28 protein-coding genes are annotated in these 25,949 nt (G+C 69.1%); 16 read left to right on the top strand and 12 right to left on the bottom strand.

Going from position 1 to position 25,949, the window contains the following annotated elements; all coding sequences use genetic code 11:
• The first annotated feature begins 56 nt into the window (after positions 1-56).
• The 4 genes from EV648_RS38630 (at position 57) to EV648_RS38615 (ending at position 3,565) form a co-directional block, all read left to right on the top strand.
• Positions 57-380, top strand: a complete 324-nt coding sequence (locus tag EV648_RS38630; RefSeq protein ID WP_132300802.1) for a hypothetical protein — start codon at positions 57-59, stop codon at positions 378-380.
• Positions 377-1,273, top strand: coding sequence for a bifunctional 2-polyprenyl-6-hydroxyphenol methylase/3-demethylubiquinol 3-O-methyltransferase UbiG (locus tag EV648_RS38625; protein ID WP_132300800.1), 897 nt, complete (start codon positions 377-379; stop codon positions 1,271-1,273). The genes EV648_RS38630 and EV648_RS38625 overlap by 4 nt, the downstream gene beginning before the upstream one ends.
• The gene (locus EV648_RS38620; protein WP_158294188.1) at positions 1,270-1,722 is read left to right on the top strand and encodes an NUDIX domain-containing protein; all 453 of its coding nucleotides are present in this window, start codon (positions 1,270-1,272) and stop codon (positions 1,720-1,722) included. The genes EV648_RS38625 and EV648_RS38620 overlap by 4 nt, the downstream gene beginning before the upstream one ends.
• A 64-nt stretch (positions 1,723-1,786) precedes the next feature.
• A complete protein-coding gene (locus tag EV648_RS38615) occupies positions 1,787-3,565 on the top strand; it encodes a 3-hydroxyacyl-CoA dehydrogenase family protein (protein WP_132300796.1) in 1,779 nt (592 codons plus the stop codon).
• A 54-nt stretch (positions 3,566-3,619) separates the two neighbouring features.
• Here the strand turns inward: EV648_RS38615 and EV648_RS38610 are convergent, their stop codons facing one another.
• Both EV648_RS38610 and EV648_RS38605 read right to left on the bottom strand, forming a co-directional pair.
• Positions 3,620-3,835, bottom strand: coding sequence for a hypothetical protein (locus tag EV648_RS38610; protein WP_132300794.1), 216 nt, complete (start codon positions 3,833-3,835; stop codon positions 3,620-3,622).
• 41 nt (positions 3,836-3,876) lie between these two features.
• Positions 3,877-4,302, bottom strand: a complete 426-nt coding sequence (locus EV648_RS38605) for an FAD-dependent oxidoreductase (RefSeq protein WP_132300792.1) — start codon at positions 4,300-4,302, stop codon at positions 3,877-3,879.
• 116 nt (positions 4,303-4,418) lie between these two features.
• Here EV648_RS38605 and EV648_RS38600 point away from each other — a divergent pair, with 116 nt between their 5' ends.
• Positions 4,419-5,504, top strand: a complete 1,086-nt coding sequence (locus EV648_RS38600) for a hypothetical protein (protein ID WP_132300790.1) — start codon at positions 4,419-4,421, stop codon at positions 5,502-5,504.
• On the opposite strand, the gene EV648_RS38595 is transcribed toward EV648_RS38600, so the two are convergent.
• Positions 5,483-6,271: a phytanoyl-CoA dioxygenase family protein gene (locus EV648_RS38595; RefSeq protein WP_132300788.1), complete on the bottom strand. Its 789-nt coding sequence runs from the start codon at positions 6,269-6,271 to the stop codon at positions 5,483-5,485. The genes EV648_RS38600 and EV648_RS38595 overlap by 22 nt on opposite strands.
• A 50-nt stretch (positions 6,272-6,321) precedes the next feature.
• Between EV648_RS38595 and EV648_RS38590 the strand changes: the two genes are divergently transcribed.
• Positions 6,322-7,170, top strand: coding sequence for a helix-turn-helix domain-containing protein (locus tag EV648_RS38590; protein WP_132300786.1), 849 nt, complete (start codon positions 6,322-6,324; stop codon positions 7,168-7,170).
• Positions 7,171-7,172: 2 nt separating this feature from the next.
• Here the strand turns inward: EV648_RS38590 and EV648_RS44870 are convergent, their stop codons facing one another.
• From EV648_RS44870 to EV648_RS38575, 4 genes are all read right to left on the bottom strand, one after another.
• Positions 7,173-7,307 (bottom strand): hypothetical protein, encoded by a 135-nt coding sequence (locus tag EV648_RS44870; protein ID WP_255512894.1) that lies wholly within the window; start codon positions 7,305-7,307, stop codon positions 7,173-7,175.
• A 44-nt stretch (positions 7,308-7,351) separates the two neighbouring features.
• Complete coding sequence (locus tag EV648_RS38585) at positions 7,352-7,768, bottom strand: YciI family protein (RefSeq protein WP_132300784.1); 417 nt, start codon at positions 7,766-7,768, stop codon at positions 7,352-7,354.
• Between the two features lie 77 nt (positions 7,769-7,845).
• The gene (locus tag EV648_RS38580) at positions 7,846-8,493 is read right to left on the bottom strand and encodes a response regulator transcription factor (protein ID WP_132300782.1); all 648 of its coding nucleotides are present in this window, start codon (positions 8,491-8,493) and stop codon (positions 7,846-7,848) included.
• Complete coding sequence (locus EV648_RS38575; RefSeq protein ID WP_132300780.1) at positions 8,445-9,743, bottom strand: sensor histidine kinase; 1,299 nt, start codon at positions 9,741-9,743, stop codon at positions 8,445-8,447. Before EV648_RS38575 ends, EV648_RS38580 begins: the two co-directional genes overlap by 49 nt.
• Before the next feature lie 250 nt (positions 9,744-9,993).
• Here EV648_RS38575 and EV648_RS38570 point away from each other — a divergent pair, with 250 nt between their 5' ends.
• The 6 genes from EV648_RS38570 (at position 9,994) to EV648_RS44865 (ending at position 14,208) form a co-directional block, all read left to right on the top strand.
• A complete protein-coding gene (locus tag EV648_RS38570) occupies positions 9,994-11,073 on the top strand; it encodes an acyl-CoA desaturase (protein ID WP_132300778.1) in 1,080 nt (359 codons plus the stop codon).
• Between the two features lie 126 nt (positions 11,074-11,199).
• The gene (locus tag EV648_RS38565; RefSeq protein ID WP_132300776.1) at positions 11,200-12,591 is read left to right on the top strand and encodes a M28 family peptidase; all 1,392 of its coding nucleotides are present in this window, start codon (positions 11,200-11,202) and stop codon (positions 12,589-12,591) included.
• A gap of 112 nt (positions 12,592-12,703) precedes the next feature.
• The gene (locus tag EV648_RS38560) at positions 12,704-13,003 is read left to right on the top strand and encodes a hypothetical protein (protein ID WP_132190880.1); all 300 of its coding nucleotides are present in this window, start codon (positions 12,704-12,706) and stop codon (positions 13,001-13,003) included.
• Between the two features lie 85 nt (positions 13,004-13,088).
• Entirely contained in the window at positions 13,089-13,853 is a 765-nt protein-coding gene (locus EV648_RS38555; protein WP_132300774.1) for an alpha/beta fold hydrolase, read from the top strand.
• Positions 13,854-13,923: 70 nt separating this feature from the next.
• Entirely contained in the window at positions 13,924-14,067 is a 144-nt protein-coding gene (locus tag EV648_RS38550; RefSeq protein ID WP_241996038.1) for a hypothetical protein, read from the top strand.
• A 15-nt stretch (positions 14,068-14,082) separates the two neighbouring features.
• Positions 14,083-14,208: a hypothetical protein gene (locus EV648_RS44865; protein WP_255512893.1), complete on the top strand. Its 126-nt coding sequence runs from the start codon at positions 14,083-14,085 to the stop codon at positions 14,206-14,208.
• A gap of 309 nt (positions 14,209-14,517) precedes the next feature.
• On the opposite strand, the gene EV648_RS38540 is transcribed toward EV648_RS44865, so the two are convergent.
• From EV648_RS38540 to mce, 5 genes are all read right to left on the bottom strand, one after another.
• The gene (locus tag EV648_RS38540) at positions 14,518-15,897 is read right to left on the bottom strand and encodes an AI-2E family transporter (RefSeq protein ID WP_132300772.1); all 1,380 of its coding nucleotides are present in this window, start codon (positions 15,895-15,897) and stop codon (positions 14,518-14,520) included.
• The gene (locus EV648_RS38535) at positions 15,894-17,657 is read right to left on the bottom strand and encodes a transposase (protein ID WP_241996036.1); all 1,764 of its coding nucleotides are present in this window, start codon (positions 17,655-17,657) and stop codon (positions 15,894-15,896) included. The genes EV648_RS38540 and EV648_RS38535 overlap by 4 nt, the downstream gene beginning before the upstream one ends.
• Positions 17,658-17,872: 215 nt before the next feature.
• The gene (gene ccrA / locus EV648_RS38530; RefSeq protein WP_132300770.1) at positions 17,873-19,210 is read right to left on the bottom strand and encodes a crotonyl-CoA carboxylase/reductase; all 1,338 of its coding nucleotides are present in this window, start codon (positions 19,208-19,210) and stop codon (positions 17,873-17,875) included.
• A gap of 160 nt (positions 19,211-19,370) precedes the next feature.
• A complete protein-coding gene (locus EV648_RS38525; RefSeq protein ID WP_132300768.1) occupies positions 19,371-20,321 on the bottom strand; it encodes a sensor histidine kinase in 951 nt (316 codons plus the stop codon).
• A gap of 125 nt (positions 20,322-20,446) precedes the next feature.
• Positions 20,447-20,896, bottom strand: a complete 450-nt coding sequence (gene mce / locus EV648_RS38520; protein WP_132300766.1) for a methylmalonyl-CoA epimerase — start codon at positions 20,894-20,896, stop codon at positions 20,447-20,449.
• Between the two features lie 69 nt (positions 20,897-20,965).
• Between mce and EV648_RS38515 the strand changes: the two genes are divergently transcribed.
• From EV648_RS38515 to meaB, 4 genes are all read left to right on the top strand, one after another.
• On the top strand, positions 20,966-21,817 hold the full coding sequence (locus EV648_RS38515) for an SDR family NAD(P)-dependent oxidoreductase (protein WP_158294187.1): 852 nt from the start codon (positions 20,966-20,968) through the stop codon (positions 21,815-21,817).
• A complete protein-coding gene (locus EV648_RS38510) occupies positions 21,817-23,265 on the top strand; it encodes an AMP-binding protein (protein WP_132300762.1) in 1,449 nt (482 codons plus the stop codon). The genes EV648_RS38515 and EV648_RS38510 overlap by 1 nt, the downstream gene beginning before the upstream one ends.
• Positions 23,266-23,307: 42 nt before the next feature.
• The gene (locus tag EV648_RS38505) at positions 23,308-24,525 is read left to right on the top strand and encodes an acetyl-CoA C-acetyltransferase (protein ID WP_132300760.1); all 1,218 of its coding nucleotides are present in this window, start codon (positions 23,308-23,310) and stop codon (positions 24,523-24,525) included.
• Positions 24,526-24,705: 180 nt separating this feature from the next.
• Positions 24,706-25,662: a methylmalonyl Co-A mutase-associated GTPase MeaB gene (meaB, locus tag EV648_RS38500; protein WP_132300758.1), complete on the top strand. Its 957-nt coding sequence runs from the start codon at positions 24,706-24,708 to the stop codon at positions 25,660-25,662.
• The last annotated feature ends 287 nt before the right edge of the window (positions 25,663-25,949 follow it).

The raw sequence follows: 25,949 nt of genomic DNA, 5'->3' as shown, positions 1-25,949 counted from the left end.
GCACTCGGCGGGCGGGGTTGATGGCGCGTGGGGTGTGTTGCTGAGAAGCTGCCGGTATGAAGCCGAAGATCAGCCTGCAGGCCAGAACGGAGTACGAGGCGGTCGCGGTGGGGCTGGAGCCCGCCGGGGTGGTGCAGGGCAGCATGTTCGGGATGCCGTGCCTGAAGATCGAGAAGAAGATGCTCGCCGGGCTGTACGGCGACGCGATGACGTTCAAGCTGCCGCCCGAACCGCGCGAGGTGGCGCTCGCGCTGGCCGGCGCCGAGCACTTCGACCCCGGCATGGGCCGGCCGATGAAGGAATGGGTGGTCGTTCCGCTCCAGCACTCGGCGAGCTGGCCCAAGTTCGCGGAGCAGGCCCTGGAGTTCGTCCGCGGATGAACCTGATGTGCCCGGCGCGGCTCATCGTCCTGCCGCCCGCGTACCGAGGCAGCCTGACAGGCGAGCGGATCGCCCGGGTCTATGCGGGTCCGGGTGCCGAAGAGCCGGCCGGGCTGCTGGCCGAGAACCTGGGCGTCCAGCTGGTGGGGCTGCCGTCCGGGCCGGGCGACGAGGTGCTCAGGGAGATCGCGGACCAGCATCGCGGCGAGACGGTCGCGGTGATCGCGCCGACCCTGGACCTGCCGATCGCGCTGCCGGCGGGCCGGGTGGTGATCGAGCACGACGGCGACGGGTGGTCGATCCTGCCGAGCGCCAACGAGGTCACCCTGGCCGCCTACGAGCAGGCGGCGGACCGGTTCCGGGAGTCGATCCCGCGCGATCCGAACGGCCCGCTGCTGGAGCTGCTCGACCTGGCCGGTGACCGGCTCCGCCCGGGCGCGACCGTCCTGGAGCTGGGAAGCGGGACCGGGCGGGATGCCGTGGAGCTGGAGGAGCGCGGCTATCGCGTACGGCGTACCGACGCGGCCTGGTCGTTCGTCGAGATGATGCGGGCGGACGGGTTTGAGGCGGACCAGCTGAACGCGTTGGTGGACGACTTCGGCGGGCCTTATGACGTGGTCTTCGCCGATGCCGTGTTCCTGCACTTCGACCCCGACCAGCTGGCCGTCGTACTGCGGAAGGCGCGGGAGGCGGCGGGGCTGCTCGCCTTCACCACGCGCGAGGGTGACGGCGACGAGTGGTCGAACCGGTATCTCGATCTCCCACGGCACTTCACCATGTGGCAGGAGGAACCGTTGCGGCAGCTGCTCACCGACACCGGCTGGACCGTGCTGCACCTGGAGCGCCATCAATCGCGGGTCGGCGGCTGGTTCTACGTCCTGGCGACCGCGTGATCCGGGCGGGGATCGTGCTGTGCACCGAGCTGGGCGTCGCGGCGATCGAGCGCGTCCGGGAGGGGAGGACGTACTACGTACTACCGGGCGGGCAGGTCGAGGAGGACGAGAATCCGGTGGAGGCCGCCGCCCGGGAGGCCTACGAGGAGCTCGGGATGATCGTGAAGATCCGAGGGCTCGTCGCAGTGGTGCACTTCGGGCTCAGCACGCAGCTGTATTACCGGGCCGAGATCCTCAGCGGTGACTTCGGTTCCGGCACAGGGGAGGAGATGTCGAGCCCGGCCGAGTCGGAGAGCGGGAGCTACCGGGCCGTGTGGATCGAGCCGCGGCAGCTCGCAGTACAGGACGTGCGACCGAGGCTGATCGCGGCCGCGCTGGAGACGGCACCGGACCTGGAGCGGCTCCTGGACGCCTGGGAGAAGACTCCGGCGGCCTTCGAAGAGGTGTGAGGTTGCCCTCGCTGGTGACACACCTCATGTCCAGACCACTGTGGCGACTGGCACACTTCGAGCCATGGCGCGCGATCTGAAGACGGTGGGAGTTGTCGGTCTCGGCACGATGGGTGCCGGTATCGCGGAGGTGTTCGCCCGGCACGGGTTGAGCGTCGTCGGCGTGGAGCGTGACGAGGAGGCGGTCGAACGCGGCCGCGGGCACATCCAGCACTCGACCGACCGGGCGGTGAAGCGCGGCAAGCTGTCGGTCGAGGACCAGCAGGCGCTGTTCGACCGGGTCACCTTCGCCACCGAGATCGAGGCGCTGGCCGACTGCGACCTGGTGATCGAGGCCGTGATCGAGCGGCTCGAGCTGAAGCGGGAGATCTTCTCGGCGCTGGACAAGGTGGTCCGCGACGACGCGATCCTGGCCACCAACACCTCCTCGCTGTCGGTCACCGAGATCTCCGTGGCCACCCAGCGCCCGCGCCGCGTGGTCGGCATGCACTTCTTCAACCCGGCGCCGGTGCAGGAGTTCGTCGAGGTGATCAAGACCGTCGTCACCGAGCCGGACGTGGTCGAGGACGTGCTCGCGCTGGCCCGCCGCCTGGACAAGGTGCCCGTGGTCGCGGCCGACCGGGCCGGCTTCATCGCGAACGCCCTGCTCTTCGGCTACCTGAACCACGCCGTCTCGATGGTCGAGTCGCACTACGCCACCCGGGAGGACGTGGACGCGGCGATGCGGCTGGGCTGCGGTTACCCGATGGGCCCGCTGGCGCTGCTGGACCTGATCGGCCTCGACACGGCGTACGAGATCCTCGACACGATGTACAAGCAGGGGCGGAACCGGCTGCACGCCCCCTCCCCGATCCTCAAGCAGATGGTCACCGCCGGGCTACTCGGCCGGAAGGCCGGGCGCGGCTTCTACACCTACGAGGCGCCTGACTCGCCGGTTGTCGTCGACGACGACCTGACCCCGCGCACCGATGCCGGCGATACGCCGATCCGGCCGATCCGTCAGGTGGGCGTGGTCGGCTCGGGGACGATGGCCGTCGGCATCATCGAGGTCTGCGCCAAGGCCGGGTACGACGTGCTGTACGTGGCCCGGGGGACCGAGAAGGTCGACCGGGTCCGGGCCGGGCTCGAACGCTCGCTGGAGAAGGGTGTCCAGCGCGGCAAGCTCTCCTCGGAGGAGCGCGACTCGGCGCTGACCAGGATCACCGGGACCGCCCGGCTCGACGACCTCGCGTCGGCCGATCTGGTGATCGAGGCCGTGGTCGAGGAGCTCAGCGTCAAGCAGGCGCTGTTCGAGACGTTCGACGAGATCTGCAAGCCGGGCGCGATCCTGGCGACCACCACGTCGAGCCTGCCGGTGATCGACCTGGCGATGGCGACCAAGCGGCCGGCCGACGTGGTCGGTCTGCACTTCTTCAACCCCGCGCCGGTGATGAAGCTCGTCGAGGTGGTCAGCACCGTCAGCACTTCGCCGGAGGTCGCCGACAGCGTGGCCGCGCTGGCAGTTGCCGCAGGCAAGCACCCGGTCCGCTGCGGCGACCGGGCCGGCTTCATCGTCAACGCGCTGCTCTTCCCGTACCTGAACGACGCGGTCCGGATGCTTGAGGCGCACTACGCCGGCGTAGACGACATCGACGCAGCGATGAAGCTCGGTTGCCGCCTCCCGATGGGCCCGTTCGAGCTCCTCGACGTCGTCGGCCTGGACGTGTCGCTCGCGATCCAGCGGACCCTCTACCTGGAATTCCGCGAGCCCGGGTTCGCCCCCGCCCCGCTCCTGGAGCACCTGGTCACTGCCGGCTACCTCGGCCGCAAGACCTCCCGCGGCTTCCGCGACTACACCAGCTGAGGGCGGGCCCGCGCCGTCCAGCCTGCCGACGGCGCGCGGGCCCTGGTGCTCAGCTCAGTGCAGGGTGAGCGGGGTTTCGCACTCGAGGCGGGACAGCTTCTCCGGGTTACGGACGTAGTAGATGCCGGTGACGCGGTTGTTCTCGATCCGCAGCGCGACAACGCCGTCGAGCTCTCCGTCGAAGCTGAACAGCAGTGCCGGGCTTCCGTTGATCACGGTCGGTTTGGTGGTGAGCGTGCCGCCGATCTTCTGCGTGCTTCCGACGAACATGCGGATCACCTTCTCCACACCGACGATCGGCTGCAGCGCGCTCAGTTCGAGCCCGCCACGCCGTCGAGGACCGGCTGCAGCCGCTGTGCTTCTTCCAGGGTGGCGATCAGGTACGCGTGCTCCGCCGCGCCGGGCACAGTGGGGACGGCGCTGCCGCTGCCGACGGCGTAGATCAGGTAGTCGTAGTCGAGACTGCCGCCGCTCGCCAAGGTCACGCGACGCCCGGCCGCGTCGATCCGGGTCACGGTGTCGACCACCAGCCCGACGCCGCCGGCCAGAACCTTCTGGTAGTCCACCAGCGCGTCGTCCGACCCGGTGACGAGCTGGTGCAGGCGGATCCGTTCGACAAAGGCAGGACGAGGGTTGATCAGGGTCACTTTCACGCCGCCGCGCCGCGTCAGGCGGTTGGCCGCCATCACGCCGGCGTATCCGCCGCCGACCACGATGACATCGGTGTTCTCGGTCATGGGAACTCCTTCGTTCCAAGGTGCAGTCTTTAAGACACCGGTTCTCCCGCGGTTGTGACAAGGCTGATCCCCGAAGCCGGCAGGCCGGCTCGCCGACATGCCAGTAGGCTCGACGGGTGGAGTTGCGAGCAGAGCGTCGGAGTCCGCCGCAACCGCAGTCGCTGAAGGACGACGCCGGTGGACAGTGGGTCCGGCGCTGGACCGGCGACGACTGGTTCGCGGCAGCGGATGCCTGGGTGCGGGGGCGGCTGACGGACGCGGGGATCGTCGTGACCGGTGTTCCGGTGCCGTACAAGATCCGCTTCTGGGCGGCGGTTTGGTGTTACTCGACCGACCACGGCCTGTTCTGGTTCAAGGAGAACAACCCGGGGCAGTCGTTCGAGGCCGCACTGGTGGCAGCGATGGCCCAGGCTCTTCCGCAGCACGTGGTCGCGCCACTCGCGATCGAGCCGGGGTACGGCTGGATGCTGACAGCGGACCAGGGTCCGACACTCGACGACCAGGTGCCGGACGCGGACCGGCTGCCGCTGTGGCGCCGGCTCGTCACCGAATACGCCGGGCTGCAGCGCGCCACGATCGGGGTCGAGGAACGGTTGCTCGCCAGCGGGTTGACGTCGCTGGCACCGTCGCGGCTGGCCGATGCGGTGCATGGCGTGGCCGACTGGTTCGATGCGCTCGGCAACGATCACCCGCTGCGACTGGACCGGGCCACGATGGGCGGCGTACGGCAGGCTGGTGACACCCTCGCCGGATGGGGTGCGAGGCTGACCGGCGCGGTCCCGATGGCGCTGGACCAGAACGACCTGCACGTCCACAACGTCTTCAGCGCGCATCCCACGGCGCCGTTCCGGTTCTTCGATTTCGCCGACGCGGTCTGGGGTCACCCCTTCGCGACGGTGGCATCTGTCCGAGCCGCACTGGCCGACCCCGACGACAGCGACACCTGGCCGGAGGACGACCCGAGGTTGGACCAACTCACCGACGCCTACCTGGGGGAGTGGTCGGACCTGGCACCGCTCGACGTCCTGCGAACGGAGCTGGCGGTCGCTGGTCCGTTGCACGCGGTGCATCGAATGGTGTCGTGGCACCGGCTGCTGGTGCATGCCGACGAACTCGAAGCGGCGGCCTGGGCCGAGTCACCCCGGTACTGGCTGGACGAGGTGATCCGCCTCTTCGCTGCTCACGGCTCGGTTTCGGCGTAGTCGCCGCAAGGACCGCCTCCGATGGCGGCCGGGATGGAGACGGTACGCCGGTCCGGGCGGACCAAGGGGTTGTAGAAGGCCGCGATCTCCACGCTCTCCTCGGGGATGTAGTGGAAGATCAGCGAGCGGCGGAAGCGGTCGGGGCTCGAGTTCGGGCGGGAGCCGTGGACCACGCTGCCGTGGAAGAAGAGGACGTCGCCTGCGCGCATCCGGGTCTGCACCTTCTGCATGCCGTCGGGGATCGGTACCTCCACGTCGGTGAAGGATTCGGTCAGGTCGGCCGGCTCCGGGCAGACGAGTTCGACCTGGTGGGAGCCGGGGACGACGGCCAGGCCGCCGTTCTCCGCGTCCACGTCGTCGATCGCGATCCAGGCGGCCAGGCAGGTCTCGGGGTGGGCGCGGAGGAAGGTGTTGTCCTGGTGCATCGCCTGACCACGAGCGCCCGGTGGCTTGAAGTAGAACATCGACTGGGCACCCAGGGCAGGGCCGATCAAGGTGGTCACCACATCGAGGATCCGGTTGTCGAGCATCAACTCCAGCGCCAGCCGACCAGCCTCCACGTCGGTCCTGCGGTGCGGGTGGACGAAGCGCGGGTACTGCGCGAGCGGGTCCTCGGCCGGCACCCCGTCGTCGATCGCCAGCGAGTGGTCCACGGCGACCTGTGTCATGTAGGCGGACTTGATCTGCTCGACCTCGGTCTGGCTGAGCAAGCCGGGGACCTGCACGATCCCGTCCCGCTCGTACACCTCTGCAACAGTGCTCGTCATACCTGAAAGCATCCGCCAAGCCCGCGGGCGTGTGGATAGTCTATCGAGCTGTGAACCTTCGAGATCCTGCTACCCCGGACTCCTTCACCCCGACCGTGCGCCGGTTGCTGGCCGGCGAGTTCGACGAGGGCCCGGGGTACGCGACCTACCGGCGCCGCGGGACCACCGACTGGCTCCTGTTCCACACCGTCGACGGCGAGGGTCGTATCGGAGCGCCGGGTGAAGACGTGATCGCCCGACCAGGCACCACGATCCTGATCCAGCCCGGCACCCTGCAGGACTACGGCACAGCCTCAGCGGGACATGACTCGCGCGACACCGGCCAGCAGGCCGGGCGCTGGCACTTCCTGTTCGCGCATTTCCACCCCAGGCCCGACTGGTTGCCGCTGCTCGACTGGCCGCCGGTTGCCCCCGGCATCCTTCGGCTGTTCCCCAGTCCGACCGTGGCGGACCGGATCGCCTACGCCCTGTCCGATGCGGTCCGGCATCAGGACAGCGTCCTCCCGCAGGGCGAACCGCTCGCCTTCAACGCCCTCGAAGCAGCCCTCCTCTGGTGCGACACTCAGAACCCCAAGGCAGCCCGGCTCGACGACCGGCTGCTCCGTGCCATCGAGTTCGTCGACCGCAACCTGCGCAATGACCTGACCATCGCGGCCCTGGCCCGCGCCAGCAACCTGTCCGTCTCCCGCTTCGCCCACCTGTTCCGCACCCAACTCGGCGTCACCCCGCAGCAGTTCGTCGAACGCCGCCGACTCGACGCCGCCTGCCGCCTGCTCGAACTGACCACCCGTCCCGTCGCCTCGGTCGCCGCCGAGACCGGCTTCACGAATCCCCTGTACTTCTCCACGCGGTTCCGCCGCCATACAGGGCTGAGCCCCACGGAGTACAGGCGTCGCTGACCTCAGGCCGGGGGAGTGCTCTGGAAGGACGCGAGGTGCTCGATCACCCGGGCGCTGATCTCCTCGGCCGGGACGTCCCTGACGAGCTCGGTGAACGGCTCCGAACTACCCGCTTCGTGCCGGACTATCGCCAGCATGAAGCGGGTCGGCCGGTGCAGCAGGAGCCCGTTCGGTACGGCGTTCAGCCCAGGGGGTTGAGTTCCTCGAAGTCGGCCTCGCCCATCACCCGGCGTACGGTGATCGGCTGCTCCAGTGGTACGCCGCCCGGGCCGGGGACCTGCGAGACCCTGGCCGCGATCTCGATCGCCCGCTCCTCGGACTCGACGTCCACCACCTGGAACCCCGCGAGCATCTCCTTGAACTCCACGAACGGCCCGTCCGTCACCACGGGCGCGTTCACCCCGTTCGACGTCACCACCTTGGCCAGCTCCGGCCCGGTCAGCGCCTGCAGATCCACCAGCTCACCGCTGGCCCGCAACTCGTCATTCAACGCACCGTAGTAGTCCATGTGCGCCTTGATCTCCTCCGGCGCCCACTCAGTCATCGGCGTGTCGATCGCCCCAGGGTTGTAGTCCACGATCAGCAAGAACTTGGTCATCTCTGACTCCAATCAATCCTGCCCGCCAACCGGCGAGCTCTCACCCGGGGGACGAAGCCCGCGCCACGTTCTCTACATCACCGGGAAGACAAATATGTGAGCACCGCCATTACGCGGCGGTTGTCGTCCTCTGAGGGGGGTAGGTCGAGTTTGGCGAAGATGTTGTTGGTGTGTTTGCTGACTGCTTTCTCGGTGACGAAGAGGGCGCCGGCGATCGCGGCGTTCGAGCGGCCCTCGGCCATCAGGCCCAGTACTTCGGACTCGCGCGGGGTCAGCCGGCCGATCGGCTCGTCGCGGGTGTTGCGGGCGAGGAGCTGGCCGATCACGTCCGGGTCCATCGCGGTGCCGCCGGCTGCCACCCGGCGGACCGAGTCCAGGAACTCGGCGACGTTGGACACCCGGTCCTTGAGCAGGTACCCGACCGCGCCGCCGCCTCCGGTCAGGAGCTCCCGGGCATAGAGCTGTTCGACGTACTGCGACAGCACGAGGATCGGCAGGCCGGGGACCTGGCGGCGGGCCTCGATGGCCGCCTTCAGGCCCTCGTCGGTGAAGGTCGGGGGGAGCCGGACGTCGACGACGGCCACGTCCGGCCGGTGCTCGACGAGCGCCGGGACCAGCCGGGGGCCGTTGTCGACGGCTTCGACGACTTCGAAGTCGTGGGCTTCCAGCAGCCGGATCAGGCCGTCCCGGAGGAGGGCGTGATCTTCAGCGATGACGACTCGCAAGGCAACTCCATGATCACGGTGGTCGGCCCGCCGGTCGGGCTGGCCACCGTCAACGTACCGTCGAAGGCGGCCAGTCGCCGCTCGATTCCGTACAAACCGCCGCCGGGTCGCACCGTGGCGCCGCCCACACCGTCGTCGCCGACGAGGATGTGCAGCCGCTCCTTCTCATGGCTGAGCTGGACCCAGGCGGTGGTCGCCGCCGCGTGCTTGAGCACGTTCGCCAGTGCCTCGGCCACCGCGAAGTACGCCGCGGACTCGACCGGCGCGGGCGGCCGGCCAGGCAGGTCGATCGTCACGTCGACCTTGAACGGCAGGCTCATCGCGAGCGCCTTCACGGCACCCTCGAGCCCACGGTCGGCCAGGACCGGCGGGTGGATCCCGCGGACCAGATCACGCAGTTCCGACAGCGCAGTACTGGCGGATTCGCGGGCCTCGGTCAGCAGGGCGGCCGCCTGGGCGGGGTCGCGGTTGACCATCTCCTCGGCCATGCCGAGGTTCATGCTCAGGGCGGCCAGCCGGGCCTGGGCACCGTCGTGCAGGTCGCGCTCGATCCGGCGCAGCTCGGCCGCCTGAGTGTCGACGGTCTCGGCCCGGGACTCGGCCAGCTCGCGGACCCGGATCGCCAGCTTGGCGCTCTCGGTCGGGCCGAGCAGGGACTGCGCCAGGTACGCGTCCGCCTTGAGCAGCCGCTCGCCGGCACCCGTCCAGATCAGGAAGGCGAGCAATCCGAACGGGACCATCAGGAACGCGGTGGCGACGTTGAGCGTGAACAGCCCACCGAACGGCTCGTCGAACACACCGTCCGGCGTCACCCAGACGAGGAACGGGTAGATCAGGTAGAAGATCGAGGCCAGGAAGAGCACCGCGGACAGCAGGGTCAGAGTGAAACCGATCACTGCGTTCACCAGCAGCCACGCGATGTCCCGCCAGGTGGCCGGGTCACTCAGCGTGGTCCGCAGCCACATCAGCACGCCCGGCATCGGCGGCTTCTTGTACGGGCGCTGGATCGGCGTACCGGTGAAGCTCGCGAGCAGGGTGCGGTGGCAGTTCGCGAACCAGCGGGTGCAGGGCACGAACACCAGCAGCATCGGGATGCCGACCCACACCGCGATCAGCGGTACCGCGACCACGTTCAGCACGAAGAAGGCGATGCCGAGCTCGGCCAGGATCGCCAGGCCGAGCGCGATGAAAGGCTGCGCCAGCCGTGGGAACCGCATCGGCGGCCTCGGGGCCGCTTGCGCCATCGTCATGCTCTCTCTCCCGTTCTGAGCTCAGTATGAGCCGCTCACCGGAGCCCACTGCGGCCCGGTGATCACCATCATGACGGAGAGTCAGTCCGGGCTCAGTGGTGTTAGGCCTACCTCCCGCGGGACTCTGCACCCCGGCATACCCGGGTAGTAGCACTCATGTTTTCGCCGACTGGGGCATCGAGGCTGGATGCACTATGGTGGCCGCGGCTGTACGCCTAGGCCTCCCCACCGCTGATGAGATGAGGAACCGATGGCACAGCCCATTGCCCTTGCGCCTACCCGTAAACGCCCATCCGGTAAGGGCAGCGACTTCGCCCCGTTACTGCGCGAGGTCAAGGAAGCAGGGCTGCTGGAGCGGCGTACCGCGTCGTACGTGATCGCCATCACCCTCAACGTGATCCTGCTCGCCGCGACCTGGGCCGGCGTCATCGTGCTCGGCAACTCGTGGCTGCAACTGCTGCTCGCGATCCCGCTGGCGATCCTCACCACCCGGGCCGCGTTCTTCGGCCACGACGCCGGTCACCAGCAGATCAGCAGCTCCCGCAAGCTGCACGACGTCCTGGGCATGCTGCACGGCAACCTGCTCTGCGGGATGAGCTACGGCTGGTGGAACGACAAGCACAACCGGCACCACGCGAACCCGAACCACACCGACAAGGACCCGGACGTCGGCGAGGGCATCCTGGTCTGGACGTTGGAGCAGGCCGAGGGCCGCACCGGCCTGTACGGCTGGCTCACCCGCAACCAGGCGAAGATCTTCTTCCCGCTGCTCACCCTGGAAGGCCTGAACCTCAAGGTCTCCAGCGTGACCTTCCTGATCGGCAAGCGCCGCTGCCGCGAGGCGCGGGTCGAACTCGGCCTGATCGCCGCCCACCTCGTCCTGTACTTCGGTGCACTGTTCCTCATCATGTCGCCCGGCAAGGCGATCGCCTTCGCCGCGCTGCACCACGCGCTCTTCGGGCTGCACCTCGGCAGCGTTTTCGCCCCGAACCACAAGGGCATGGAGATGCCGGACAGTGACACCGACTGGGGCCACCTGGAGAAGCAGGTGCTGACCTCGCGCAACGTCCGCGGGGGCCTGGTCGTCGACTGGATGATGGGCGGCCTGAATTACCAAATCGAGCATCACCTCTTCCCGAGCATGCCGCGCGCCAACCTGCGGCTGGCCCAGCCGATGGTGCAGGCCTACTGCGACCGGATCGGGATGCGGTACGTGAACACCGGCGTGGTCGAGTCCTACCGGATGGGCCTCGGTCACATGCACGACGTCGGCGCCGAACTGCGCGCTGAAGCTCGTGCCGAGGTTCGTGAGGAGCAGCACTCGCGCTAGCCGTTCTCGCCGACGGTGATCCTCCTTTGCGGAAAGGGGAATCCGGCACTCCGTCAGGGGCGGCGAACCAGTGGCGGATCGGTTACGGTCGGTCGTCTCGGGGCCATCCTCACAAGGGAGACCTACATGACCGAAACGTCCGGTTTGAGTCGTCGCGGCCTACTCGGAGCCGTCGCCGGCGTCACTGCCGCCTCCGCATTGCCCGCCGTACCCGCGTGGGCCGCGGACGACCAGCGCCCGGGATCCGTCCGGCGCCCCTCGCTCGACAAGTACGACAAGCAGATCGTGTCGGCGCTCTCCTCGGAACGCGCTCTGCGGCACCTCCAGGTGCTGTCCGAGGAGATCGGCCCGCGGATCGGCGGGACCGCGAGCGAGAAGCGCGCCGCGGACTACCTGGCCGGCCAGCTCGACCGGTTCGGCTACCGGACCCGGCTGGAGCCGTTCCCGGTGGCGGACAAGTTCCTCGCCCAGATCGGTGACCCGCGCAACCTGTTGCCGAACGACCTGTGCTGGCAGGCCGGTGCGGCACCCGGCGGCAAGCTTGGCGTCACCGCGCAGGGCCCGGCCCGCGATGTCGGTGCTGCCACCGCGCCGCTCTGGCCCGCGGACGTGGCCGGCTCGGTGGTGCTCGCGGATGACACAGCAGCGGCACGTCCGGCCTTCGTCGCGGAAGCAGCCGCGCGCGGTGCCGTCGCCGTCGTACTGCTTCCGGCCGACCAGGTGTTCCCGCGGCGGGCTTCGGCTTTCTCGCCGAGCGGCCTGACCGATGCCCCGATCCCGGTCATCGGCGTCGCCCAAGTGCAGAAGCGGTTGCTCCGCGAGGCGCTGGCCGTCGTCACCTCGCTGCCGCTGTCGATCAGTACTGCGGCGCACCGCGGCCTCGTGTCGAACAACGTGATCGGTGAGCGCAAAGGCAAGGGCAGCAACTCGCCGATCGTGATGGTGAGCGGTCACTACGACTCGGTGATCGGCGCACCCGGCGCGAACGACGACGGCTCCGGCACCGTGCTGACGCTGGAGATCGCCCGGGTGATGGCCAAGCTACCGGTCGAGGCGACTCTGCGGTTCGCCCTGTGGGGTTCGGAGGAGCAGGGCCTGATCGGCTCCCGGTACCACGTGGCGCAGCTCGCGCAGGACCAGCGCGACCGCTACCGCGCGGTGTTCCAGAACGACATGGTGGCGACGAGCTGGGATCCGGCCATCGTCTACTGGCTCCTGTCGTTCGACGGACTCGCGAACACGGCGACGGACGCAGTACGGGCTTCCGGGCAGCGCCTCGGCTACGAGCCGCAGCTGGTCGGACCGGTATTGCGGGGCGCCAGCGACCACCAGTCGTTCCAGGAGGTCGGGATCGCCGCGGCCAACTTCTCCTGGCGGGGGGAGGCGTCTCCCGCGCTGCTCGAGCCGCCGTACCACTCGCCCGAGGACACCATCGCCAAGAACGTCAGCCTGGAACGCCTCCAGGTCTCGATGGAACTGATCGGCACCGCCGCCTATTCGGCCGCGCGTCGCCGCTGACCTGGGCCCGGCCCGCCGCGGAAAGCCGCGGCGGGCCGGCTTGGTCAGCTAGCTCACAGGCGGACTCCCCGCGGGGACTGGGCTGGGGTCGGCAGCTAGCCTTGGTGACGTTATGGCGTCCCGGAAGAAGAAGCCCTCGAAGCACGTGCGGCCGGTCAGTGACCGGCCGTTGATGGGTGGGCACCAGGTCCGGGAGAGCCGTTCGGACGGCGAGTGGATGGTCCGCCGGGTGAGCGGGTCAGCGTCCAACAAGGCCTACCGTTGCCCGGGCTGCGACCAGCAGATCCTGCCAGCAACGCCGCACGTGGTGGTCTGGCCGGAGAATCCGAGCCTGCTCGCGGCGATCGGCGGCGGTCAGTCGCTGGACGAGAGACGGCACTGGCACACTGCCTGCTGGCAGCGCCGCCGCTGATCGTGCCTGTGCTGCCCATGTTGCTGTTGCCGTCGATGTTGCTGTTGTCGCCTGGTCTGTCGTCGCCTGGTCAAGGGGTGTGTTGATGAAGCTTCCGGTCACGTCGTACGGCGAGAGCGGGTCGCCCGTCGTGGTGATGCACGGGTTGTTCGGCTCCAGCCGGAACTGGATGACCGCGGCGCGACGACTGGCAGCCGAGCACCGGGTCTTCGCGTTTGACCTGCGCAACCACGGCACCTCGCCGCACACCGACACGATGAGCTACCCCGAGATGGCCGAGGACGTCTACGAGACGATCTCCTCGCTCGGTGTCGGGCCGGTCGCGCTGGTCGGTCACTCGATGGGCGGCAAGACGGCGATGCTGACCGCGCTCCGGCATGCCGAGGTAGTGGAACGGCTGGTGGTGGTCGACGCCGCGCCGGTCAGCTACCCGCCGGCCTTCGTCGAGTACGCCCAGGCGATGCGCAATGCCGACCTGTCGTCGGTCCAGCGCCGCGCTGACGTCGACGCCCAACTGGTCGACGCCGTGCCCACGCCGGGGACCCGCGCCTTCCTGCTGCAGAACCTGATCCTCGACGACCAGGGCGCTCGCTGGCGGCCGAACCTCCCCGTGATCGAGGCGGCCCTCCCGGCCATCTCCGCCTGGCCCGAGGACGAGTCCGGCCGGTACGACGGGCCGACGCTCTTCATCTACGGCGGCAAGTCGGACTACGTCCAGCACAACCACCGAGCCACGATCGAGCGCTACTTCCCCCAGGTCCGGTTCGCCGACATCCCCGAAGCCGGCCACTGGGTCCACGCCGAACGCCTCGACGACTTCCTCGCCACCCTCACCCCCTTCCTCCCCTGAGCCCCTCTGTCCTGGGCGGCATCGGGGTTAACCCCTCAGAGGCGCTGGTGCGCTGCCGGTCGGCATCCAGTTGCTGCAGAGTTTCCTCGACCCGGACCGGACGATGCCGATCGTGATGGCCGGTCTGGTGGTCAGCACCCTGCCGGTGCTGGTCGCCTTCCTGGTCTTCCAGAGGTACTACGTCCGCGGCGTCGCGCTGAGCGGCCTGAACTAGCTGCGGAGTTACCTGATGAACAGGTCGGTCGTCGCCTTCGGTGGTCACATCGGCGACGTGGACCTGACCGCGGGCCCGACGCTGGCCAAGCTCGTGCTGGACATTTCGCGGGGACCGGGGACACCTTCAGGGGCGCGATGAGTCGGTCGCCGGGTGCCGTTGCGGGGACCTAGGACACCTTGCGGGGACTGCGGACAGGCTATTTCGTGTCCGAGGTCCCGGGTTGGTGTCCGAGGTCCCACTTCGTGCACCGAGTGAGCGCCCGGGGCGCCGGGATCTGCTCAGGTGGTGCACAAGGTGCCGGGTTTTTGGGAGTCCGGTGCCCCGAGGTAGAGGGCGCCCGACTCTCGGTGAGCCTGCTTGCCGGGCTTGTGGGTGGGCGAGCTTCCCGGGGTGCGAGCGTGAGCCGCCGTGTGAGGCCGACGTACACCCGCTCCTGCATCCGCAGTACTACGAAGCGTCGGCCTTGCGGATCCAGACTTCTCGGATGATGAGGAGCAGGGCGGCGGCGGTGGGGATGGCCAGCAGGGCGCCTACTACGCCGAGGAGGGCGCCGCCGAGGAGGGCTGCGATCACCGTGACGGCGCCAGGGATGTCGACGGCCCGGCGCATGATGCGGGGGGCGATCAGGTAGTTCTCGATCTGCTGGTAGATCACGCCGTACACCAGGCACGCGATGCCGGTCCACAGGCTGTCGGTGAAGCCGATCGCGGCGACCAGGACGACGCCGATGAGGCCACCGACCATCGGGATGAACGCGGTGAACATGACCACGATCGCGAGGGCGAGCGCGTAGTCGTTCAGGCCGACGATCTCCAGGAACACGAACATGAAGAAGCCGGCGCACGCCGCGACCAGGAACTGCCCGCTGACGTAGCCGCCGACCCGGCCGAGCACCTCGTCGCCGAGGATGGCGACCCGCTGGCGGCGGCTGCTCGGTACCAGGCTGTAGGCCGCGCGCTTGACCGACGGCAGCGAGGCCAGGAAGTACAGGGTCAGGATCAGGATGGTGAACGCGGAGAACAGCGCGTTCGCGACCACCTTGCCGACACCGAGGACGCCGCCGAACGCGCGCTGCGCCAGCGCCGGGTCCTGGATGTAGTCCTTGGCCTTGGTGATGAAGTCGTAGCGGTTGTTCAGCTCTTCCAGCGTCCTCGACTTGGTCAGCAGGTCGAGCCAGTCCGGAGCGTTCCTGATCAGGTTGTTGATCTGCTCGCTGACGACCGGCACGATCGCGAAGCCGACCCCGGACACCGCCAGGATCATCAGTACGAAGACCACCGCGACCGCGAGCCCGCGCTTCAGGCCGCGGCGCATGAACCACTCGACCAGCGGGTTCAGGCCGACGGCGATGAACATCGACACGACCAGCAGGATGATCACCGACTTGGCCTGGCCGAGCGCGTTCCACAACCCCCAGGCGACCAGTACGCCGAGCGCCGCGAAGAACCCGAAGACGAACGGGTTCGAGCGCTGCAGCGGGGGACCGGGCCGGCCCATGCCGACGTCCGGGTGACGCTCGTCGATCAGCATCTCGCCGACCAGGTTGCCGTCATCCGGGCGCATCACGTGGTCCGCCCGCTCGGCAACCTCGGCAGAACGGTCGGCTACCTCGGCGGACCGGTCGGCCAGTTCGGCGGACTTGCCTGCCTCGGTGGCCGAGGTCTCCGCAAGCTCGGCGGACTCGTCCGCGTGTTCAGCGGACTCCTCGGCGTCGTCCGCCGCGGCTTCTGCCTCCGCTGCGGCGGCCTTCGCGTCGCGAGCGGCTTCCTCGATCTCCCGGATGTCGGGAGTCGTCTTTGTGGAGTTGTCGTCGCCGGCTGGCGTCACGTCTGGTCCTTCGGCGATCGAGCCGCGCCGGTCTTCACGTTCTTGCTGTCCACCTCGACGTCCGCTGCCTCGTCGTCAGCAGAGTCGTCGGCCTTGTCGTCGGCCTGGTCGTCGGCGTCAGCAGCGGCCTCAGTCTTGTCGGCGGCAGCGGCAGCGTCGCCGGTCCGGGCCTCCGGAGCCTTGAACGGGCTGTCCTCGACCGGCGTGGTCCGAGTCTCCTCGTCCGCCAGATCCGCGAGCCGGAACTCGTCGATCCTGGTCGCGTCCCGCGGCTCGTCGGCGAGCGCCGCGTCGGCCCGCAGGTCGTCGAGGCTGGACGCGTCGACGCGCAGGTTGGAGTCGATCCGGGTCTCGTCGACCCGGGCCTCACCCGCGCCGTTGCCGACGAACGGGCTGTCGCCGGTGAACGGGTTGCCGCGTCCGAGATCGCCGTCGTCCTTGGCCGCGGGCGCCTCGACACCACCGCTCAGCGAGTCAGCGCTGTACGACGACCCGGTGGCCGGCGTCTCGCCGTACGTGCTCGCCGGAGCCTCGTACGAGGTGCTCGGCGCGTCGAACGAAGGGGCCGGAGCACTGTACGAGCTGTCCCCGGCCGGGGTCGCGGAGTACGGGCTCTCGGAGTAGGTGGTCTCGGTTGGCGGTGAGAACGGGCTGCTCTTGGCCGATCCTCCGTTGCCGGCGGCAAACGGGTTGCTGAACGGGACGCCGGTCTCGGAGTCGAGCTCGGCGGCCTGCCGGGCGATGTTGCTGGCGATGTCGTTCAGCCCGGCGATCTGCGCCAGGATTCCGTCGCGGCGCTTGGCCAGCCGCTCGGTCTCGCGGGCGATGATCGTGCGGGAGCGCTCGGCGTCGTCGGCCGCGCTGGCCAGCTCGGCCTCGGACCTGGTCCGCGCGGTGGTGAGCAGCTGCTCGGACTCGCGGCGGGCGCGCGCCAGGGTGCGCTCGGCGGACTCCTCCGCCTCCTGCCGGATCTTGCGGGCCTGCTCGGTGGCTTCGGCGACCCGGCGCTCCGAGGCCTCGGCGGCCTCGCGCATCTGGCTGGTCAGGTTGTCCGTGTCGGCAGCGATCTTGGAGTGCTTGTCGGCGAGCTCCTTGGCCTGCTGCTCGCGCTCGTCGGCCAGTCGCGCCCGCAGCGCCGCGGACTCGCGCTGGATCGCGGTCCGGATCTTCTCCGCCTCGTGCAGCGCGCCGTTCTTCATGGTGCTGGACTCGGACTCGGCGGTCAGCTGCAGCGTCTCGGCCTTGCGGCGAGCGGCCGCAAGGACCTCGGCCGCCTCGGTCTCCGCGGTACGGCGGATCTCGGCCGCGTCGCCTTCGGCGGTACGGCGCATGCTGTCGGACTCGTTCAACGCCACGGTCCGGATGTCCTGCGCCTCGCGTTCACCGGTCGCCCGGGCGGACGCGGCCTCCTTGGCCGCGGTGGCGCGGAGCTCGTCGGCTTCCCGGCGGGACTCCTCGAGCGCCTCGGACGCCTGGTCCTGGGCGAGCCGCAGGATCTGCGCGGCGCGATCGCCGAGTCCGGCGTACGAGGGGTTGGCGCTGGCCTCGAGCTGGCGCTTCGCCTCGTCCAGCTGGCGCTGCAACGGGGCGGAGTTGTTCAGCGCTTCGTCCAAGCGGCCACGTGCGTCGGCGAGCTGCATCTCGAGCGCGCGGACATAGTCGTCCACCGCCTGTTTGTCGTACCCACGCCGACCGACGGGGAAGCCCCCGGCAGCGGTCGCCGTACGGTCGAAGAACGGCAGGCTCGACTCGTCAGCCATCCCAAAGAGTCCCTTCTGGCGGCGCGGATGAATCCCCCACCCTAAAGCCTGTCAGAGGTCGGTTACACCACGCTAACCGGGTGCACGCCGCTCGGCCGGGGGAGGCTCGGCGAACTGAACCCCGAACTGTTACCCACAAAGACCACGGACAACCGGCGCCTGCCGGTTGTCCGTGGTCGGGAGCCAGAGGTCAGAGGTCGCGCGCGAGCAGTGGATCAGCGGTCGCGGAAGCGGTTGATCTCGGCGAGGTGCTGCTCGCGGAGGTCGGTGTTCTTGACGCCCAGGCCTTCGGTCGGGGCGAGGGTGAGGACGCCGACCTTGCCCTGGTGGAGGTTGCGGTGCACGTCGTAGGCGGCCTGGGCGGTCTCCTCGAGCGGGTAGGCCCGGCTGAGAGTCGGGTGCACCATGCCCTTCGCGATCAGCCGGTTGGCCTCCCAGGCCTCGCGGTAGTTGGCGAAGTGCGAGCCGATGATCCGCTTCAGGTTCATCCACAGGTAGCGGTTGTCGTACTCGTGCATGAAGCCCGACGTCGACGCGCAGGTGACGATCGTGCCGCCGCGTCGCGCGACGTAGACCGAGGCGCCGAAGGTCTCGCGGCCCGGGTGCTCGAAGACGATGTCCGGGTCGTCGCCACCGGTCAGTTCGCGGATCCGGGCGCCGAACCGCTTCCACTCCTTCTGGTCCTGGGTGTGCTCGTCCGCCCAGAACTTGTACCCCTCGGCCGACCGGTCGACGATCAGCTCCGCGCCCATCGCGCGGCAGATCTCCGCCTTCTCCGGCGACGACACCACGCACACCGGGATCGCCCCGCCGTTCAGCGCGAACTGCGTCGCGTAGGAGCCGAGTCCGCCCGACGCGCCCCAGATCAGGACGACGTCGCCCTGTTTCATGTCAGCGCCGTTGGCCGATACCAACTGCCGGTACGCCGTGGAGTTCACCAGTCCCGGGGTCGCGGCCTCTTCCCACGTGAGGTGCTCCGGCTTGGGCATCAGCTGGTTCGACTTCACCAGCGCGAGTTCGGCGAGTCCGCCGAAGTTCGTCTCGAAGCCCCAGATCCGCTGCTCCGAGTCGAGCATCGTGTCGTTGTGCCCGTCGGGGGACTCCAGCTCGACCGACAGGCAGTGCGCGACCACCTCGTCGCCCGGCTTCCAGGCGTTCACCCCGGGCCCGGTCCGCAGTACGACGCCGGCCAGGTCCGAGCCGACCACGTGGTACGGCAGGTCGTGGCGGGCGGTCAGCGGGGACAACTTCCCGTACCGCTTGAGGAAGCTGAAGGTCGACACCGGCTCGAAGATCGAGGTCCAGACGGTGTTGTAGTTGATCGCGCTCGCCATCACCGCGACCAGCGCCTCGCCCGGGCCGAGCTCGGGAGTCGGTACGTCGTCCAGGTGCAGGCTCTTGCGCGGGTCCTTCTCCTTGGTCGGCAGGCCCTCGAACATCCCCGTCTCGTCCGCGTGCACGGTGATGCCGCGATAGTGCTCCGGTACTTCGAGCCGCGCGAACTCCTCCCCGGGGGTGTCGCCGGCCAGGATCGCGTCGAGGATCTGCTTCACGTCGTACCTCCGGTGGGGTGGAGCCGTGTGAAAGCGAAATCTACCGACGAGTATGCCCTGTGTTGAAGGGTTCTGTGATGGAGGTCGCAGCCGTTGAGACGACTGTCACTTTCTCAGTCCACTGGTGTCAGTGGTCTTATCCCGGTGAGTGCTTTCGATGTCAATCGAGCCGGGTGTGCAGGCGTACCTGGGTGAAGCCGCCGCCGGAGCGGATCTGGACCAGGTCGCAGAGCTGGTTGGCCAGCCAGACGCCGCGTCCGCCGACCCCGTCGAGCGGGGGCAGCACCCGGCCGACGAGCAGGTCGTCGATCCGGCCGTGGTCCTCGACGTCGCAGATCAGCAGGCGGTCGCAGATCCACACCGAGAGCGTGCCGCGGCCGCCGCCGAAGCGGATGCTGTTGGTGCAGATCTCGTGCAGCGCCAGCGCCAGGTCGTCGATCCGGTCGAACGACAGCCCCTGCGCCTGCGCGGTCCGGTTCACCCAGGCCCGGATGTCGGTCAGATCCGTCAGCCCGAACTTCTTGCGTTCGGCATGCGGCGGCGCGGCGGCCAGCGGCGTACGGAAGATCTTCCGGGCGACCTCGGCCCAGGTGGCGTCCTGGCGGCACTCGCCGTCGGACTCGAGCACGAGCGGGTGGTTGTCGGCCGGATCGAGGGCGGGGGAGAGGACGGAGGCGTCGTACGGGCAGCGGAGGCGAAAGGGACCGGAGTACTCGAACGCGACGTTCAGGAGCGCTTCGTGCAGCTTCGCCTCCTCGAACTCGGCTTTGTTGCGACCGACGTACGCCGGCTCGCCGATACCGCGAACCGCGCTGTCGGGGTGCTTCACCAGCAGGTCGCGCCACAACGGGATGATCCGGGCGGGGTTCCGGCCGACGGTGGTGATGTCGACGAAGGTGACCTCGTCGGCCTCGGCGCCGAGGTCGTCCCGCAGCAGCTCGATCTGGGACTGGGGGAGCGCGGCCAGAACCACCTCGCCGGCTCGCAGGCCGTCGCGGACGAAGGGCGCCGTCTGGCGCACGAACTCTTCGTCATCGATGTAGACGAAGGCGTCGTGCTGGAATCCGGCGGGACCACCGTGCAGAGGCTGGGTGGCGCTGTCGATCAGCACTTCAACAGAGTAATCCCGAACCGACCACGCGGCGTCGCGAGAACACTCGAATCGATCGACGTTCCGTGACGTAGTCGCCCGACCCCACAGCGTCGCCGAGCCCGTATGGATCGGCGTTCTGACGATCAGTGGGCCGTGGTGGTGGCCGGCTCGACCAGTTCCACCAGGACGCCGCCGGCCGACTTCGGGTGGATGAAGTTGACCCGGGAGCCGCCCGTACCTCGCTTGGGCTCGTCGTAGAGGAGTTCCGCGCCGCGCTCCCGCAGTACTGCGGAGACCGCGTCGATGTCGCGCACCCGATACGCCAACTGCTGGATGCCCGGGCCGCGCTGCTCGATGAACCGCGCGATCGGGGAGGAGTCCGACAGCGGGGCCAGCAACTGGATCGACGAGCCGCTCTCGCCGACCGACAGCATCGCCTCGTGGACGCCCTGCTCCTCGTTGATCTCCTCGTGGGCCACCGTCATGCCGAAGGTCTCGGCATAGAACCGCACGGCCGCGTCGAAGTCCCCCACGGCGATTCCCACGTGGTCGATCGCCTCGAACAGGGTCTTGGTGGCCGTGAGGTGGTCCATAACCGCCAGCGTGACCCAGTCTGGTGAAGGAATCCAATGACTGTGGTCGATGCGACACTGGTTGGTCCGATGAATGTGACGCACGACATCTACCGGTTACTGCTCGGACCGTCCTGGTCGCGGGTGGATACCGCGCGGCTCGAGCGGGCCGCCGACGCCCGGATCGTCCTCGTCACCGGCGCCTCCTCGGGGATCGGTGAGGCGACGGCAGAGCTCCTCGGCGCGGCCGGAGCCACCGTGCTGCTCACCGCGCGCCGGGCGGATCGCCTGAAGCTCGTGAGGGACCGGATCACCGCGGTCGGGGGCCACGCGGCGGCGTACCCCGTTGATCTGACGGACCTCGACGCGGTGGACCGGCTGGTGCAGGACGTGCTGGTCGACTACGGCAGGGTCGACGTGGTCGTGAACAATGCGGGCAAGTCGATCCGCCGGTCGCTGACGGACACGACCGACCGGTGGCACGACGTGACCCGGACGAACTCGGTCAACTACCTCGGCCCGGTCCGGCTGCTGACCGGGTTGCTGCCGCAGATGCGGGATCGGGGCGATGGCCAGGTGATCAACGTGAGCACGCTGAACGTGGATCTGCCGGCCGCGCACTGGGCCGGCTACAGCGCCTCGAAGACGGCGTTCGAGGCGTGGTTGCGCTGCGTCGCGCCCGAGATCCGGGTAGACGGCGTGGCGACCACCTCGATCCATTTCCCCTTGGTGCACACGCCGATGAGCGCGCCGACGTACGGTCCGTGGGTTCCCGGTCTCACGGCTGCTCAGGCGGCGGAGGTGATCGGTCGCGTTCTGGTGACGCGTCCCCGAGTGCTGATCCCGTGGTGGGCAAGGTTCGCCTCGCTCGTCACAACGGTTGCCCAAGGCCCCTATGAGGCCGCCACCGCGGCTGTACTGCGGATCGCCCGGAGCAGGTGATGCCCGCAGGCGGCCGGGTCCGGGTGATCGCCGAGGGAGCGATCGGGCGCGCGGCGCGGTCGGGTCGGGTGATCGGCGAGGTGACGATCGGGCTGGTGCGGTTGGGCCGGGCGATCCCGCTCGGGCGGTTGAGCACATACCGGATCATCCGGCGGGACGGGCTGACGGTCAGCGCGCTGGTCTCGATCGCCGCGGTCAAGAACCCGACAGGAATCGCCTTGATCGACGACGACGGCCCTGTGAGCTATGCCGAACTGGACCGGCTCGCCGACGCGCGGGCCTACGAACTGGCACCGAATGCGCGCTATGCCGTCGCCCAGCCCAACCACCGGTCGTTCGTCATCGCGATCTGCGCTGCCTTGCGGGTTCGCGCCGATGTGGTGCTGCTCGATCCGACCGTGCCAGGGCGTCTGCCTTTCACCGCTCTGAAGGGGAGTCGGCCGCGGAAGGGCCCGGGGCGCGTGGTGCTGCAGACCTCGGGGAGTACTGGCTTGGCGAAGGAGGTCGAGCGAGGCGACGTGCGGCTCGGGCAGGCGGTGCCGGTGGCGTCACTCGTGCGATGGGTGCCGCTGAAGCCCGGTACGTCGATGGTGGTGACACCGCCGCTGTGGCACGGGTTCGGCCTGGGATTCTTTGCGTTGGGGCTGGCCTTCGGGATGCCGGTGGTGCTGGGCCGGCGGTTCGACGCCGTGCGGGTAGCCGCCTATTTGAAGGAGAATCCGGGCTCCGTGCTCGTCGGCGTACCGCCTGTGCTGGCGCGGGTGGAGCGAGCCGGTGGTGCGGCCGAAGTGGCTGCCGTGGTGAGTGGGGCTGGGCTATTGCACCCTTCCGTGGCGGCTCGGCTGACCGCGTCGTACGGTCCGGTGCTCTACAACCTCTACGGATCGAGCGAGGAGGGCTGGTCCACGATCGCCCGGCCGGCGGATCTCGAGGCGGCACCCGGAACCATCGGGCGGCCCGCGGCCGGAGTACGGGTTGCCGTGCTGGCCGACGACGGCCGGTCGCTCCCGCCGTACGAGGTGGGGCATCTTTGCGTCTCCAGCAGGCTCGAGTTCGAGCAGTACTCCGGGGGTGGGCGACGGCCGCGCCTTGGTGGGCTGGCGGACTCGGGGGATCTCGGTCATCGCGACGAGGCCGGGCGGTTCTTCGTCGACGGGCGTAAGGACGACATGGTGGTCACCGGAGGCGAGAACGTCTTCCTCACCGAGGTCGAGGACGTCCTGCTGCGTCACCCGGCGGTCGCGGAGGCGCGGGTGGACGGAGTACCGGACGAGGAGTTCGGCGCCCGCCTGGAAGCTTCCGTCGTACTGCGGGCTGCCGCGACCGCCGATGAGGTGATCGCCTTCGCGCGGGAGCGGTTGGCGCGGGCGAAGGTGCCGCGCAGGGTGACGTTCGTGGAGTCGCTGCCGACCACCTCGACGGGGAAACCCGGCAGGCGTGTGACCTGATCGACAGGCGCGTACCAGTGCCGTCGCAGGTATCGTGGCGGCATGTCTGACACCACTCGTAGCTCGCAGAACCAGACCGTCATAGTGGCCGGTGCGCGGACCCCGATCGGGCGGCTGCTGGGTGGCCTCAAGGGCTTCACCGGCGCCGAGCTCGGCGGCTTCGCGATCAAGGGCGCCCTGGAGAAGGCCGGTGTCACGCCGGACCAGGTGGAGTACGTGATCATGGGCCAGGTGCTGCAGGCCGGCGGCGGTCAGATCACCGCCCGCCAGGCCGCCACCAAGGGCGGGGTGCCGATGTCGGTGCCCGCGATCACCATCAACAAGGTCTGCCTGTCCGGCCTGAACGCGATCGCGCTCGCCGACCAGCTGATCCGCGCCGGCGAGTACGACGTGGTCGTGGCCGGCGGGATGGAGTCGATGACGAACGCGCCGCACCTGCTGCCGAAGTCGCGCGAGGGCTTCAAGTACGGCGACGTGACGATGCTGGACTCGATGGCCTACGACGGCCTCTGGGACGCGTTCACGGACCAGCCGATGGGCGCGCTCACCGACCAGGCGAACACCTCGGGGCTCAAGCTGACCCGCCAGGAGCAGGACCAGTTCAGCGCCCGGTCGCACCAGTTGGCCGCGGAGAGCTGGAAGAACGGCGTCTTCGCCGACGAGGTGATCCCGGTCGAGGTGCCGCAGCGCAAGGGCGACCCGCTGGTGGTCGACACCGACGAAGGCGTTCGCGGTGACACCTCGGTCGAGGTGCTCGCCAAGCTGCGACCGGCCTTCGGCAAGGACGGCACCATCACCGCCGGATCGGCCTCGCAGATCTCCGACGGCGGCTGCGCTGTGGTGGTGATGAGCAAGGCGAAGGCCGAGGAGCTCGGGCTGACCTGGCTGGCCGAGATCGGTGCGCACGGCTCGGTCGCCGGACCGGACTCGTCGCTGCAGAGCCAGCCGGCCAACGCGATCGTGAAAGCGTGCGGCAAGGAAGGCATCGACCCTGCCTCGCTGGACCTGATCGAGATCAACGAGGCGTTCGCCGCGGTCGGCATCGCCAGCGCCCGCGAGCTGAACGTCGACCTCGACAAGGTGAACGTCAACGGCGGCGCCATCGCCCTCGGCCACCCGATCGGAATGTCCGGCGCCCGCCTGGTTCTCCACCTCGCCCTGGAACTCCAGCGCCGCGGCGGCGGCACCGGCGCCGCAGCCCTCTGCGGCGGCGGCGGCCAGGGCGACGCCCTGATCGTCCGAGTCCCGCAGCAGAACTGATCCCAACCTCCGTCCGGGGAGATGGTTCGAGTCGTCCGGCAGAGAACTGACCGGACGACTCGCCCGGAGCGTGTCGTCCGCAGGTCCCGGGCCGGGAAGCGGGGCGGAGGCAATAGCTTGGGTACTAGGAATGACCCCTAGAGTTGGCTGAAGAGCTGCTCGTGAGCTGACAGTGAGACGATGCCCCGACGGACTGCCCCGGTCGCCGAGCTGGTCGAGCGAGCGCGGAACGGCGACTCCCGGTCCGTTGCCCGGCTGATCTCACTGGTCGAGGACGAGTCGCCGCTGCTGCGTGAGGTGATGGCCGCGCTCGCGCCTCATGCGGGCCAGGCGCACATCGTCGGCATCACCGGGTCACCCGGGGTCGGGAAGTCCACCTCGACCTCGGCGCTCGTCTCGGCGTACCGGGCGACCGGGAAGCGGGTCGGAGTACTGGCTGTGGACCCGTCGTCGCCGTTCTCCGGCGGCGCGCTGCTGGGGGACCGGGTCCGGATGCAGGACCACGCGACCGACGCCGGGGTGTTCATCCGGTCGATGGCATCGCGCGGTCACCTGGGCGGTTTGGCCTGGACTACGCCGCAGGCGCTGCGAGTGCTCGACGCGGCCGGTTTCGACGTCGTACTGGTCGAGACCGTCGGCGTCGGCCAGTCCGAGGTCGAGATCGCCGGGATGGCCGACACGACCCTGGTCCTGCTCGCGCCCGGCATGGGCGACGGGATCCAGGCGGCCAAGGCCGGCATCCTGGAGGTCGGCGACATCTACGTTGTGAACAAGGCGGATCGCGACGGCGTCCAGAACGTCACCCGCGACCTGCGCGCCATGCTGGCGCTGGCCGAGCGGACCCCGGACTCCTGGGTGCCGCCGATCCTGAAAACCGTTGCCTCGCGCAACGAAGGGATCGACGAGGTGGTCGGCGCGATCGAGGACCGGCTGACCTGGATGCGCGGCAACGGCGTGCTGGTCGAGCGCCGTCGCAGCCGGGCCCGGGACGAGGTCGAGGCGATCGCGATGACCGCGCTGCGAGCCCGGTTCGCCCACCTGCACGGTGACGCCCGGCTCGACGTACTGGCCGCGAAGGTCGCAGACGGTGACACTGACCCGTACGCCGCGGCCGACGAACTGATCGCCGCTCTGTAACCGGGGGCCTTCTTTTCGCCATTCCGGTCGGCCCGCATTCGGGCGCTGCGACGGCCTCTGTCGATCTGTCGCAGGGATCGGCGAGTCCGAAAACGGGCAAGCGTTACAGGATTTCCGGCCTATCGAGCGGCATTCGTCTCACGGCGGCGCGCCGATGGATGCCATGCCCCCTGATCCGTTACAGAATGGATCTTGTAGCTGGCGAGCATTGTGCGGTGGGCTGTGTTCAGTCAGTGACAGTTGGTGACTATCCGTGATACAACACAGTCGACCGAATTGGTTGCGAA

Origin of the sequence: Kribbella sp. VKM Ac-2568, from assembly GCF_004345365.1 — a bacterium.
Lineage (GTDB): Bacteria > Actinomycetota > Actinomycetes > Propionibacteriales > Kribbellaceae > Kribbella > Kribbella orskensis.
This window is presented reverse-complemented; position numbering and strand designations above follow the sequence as displayed.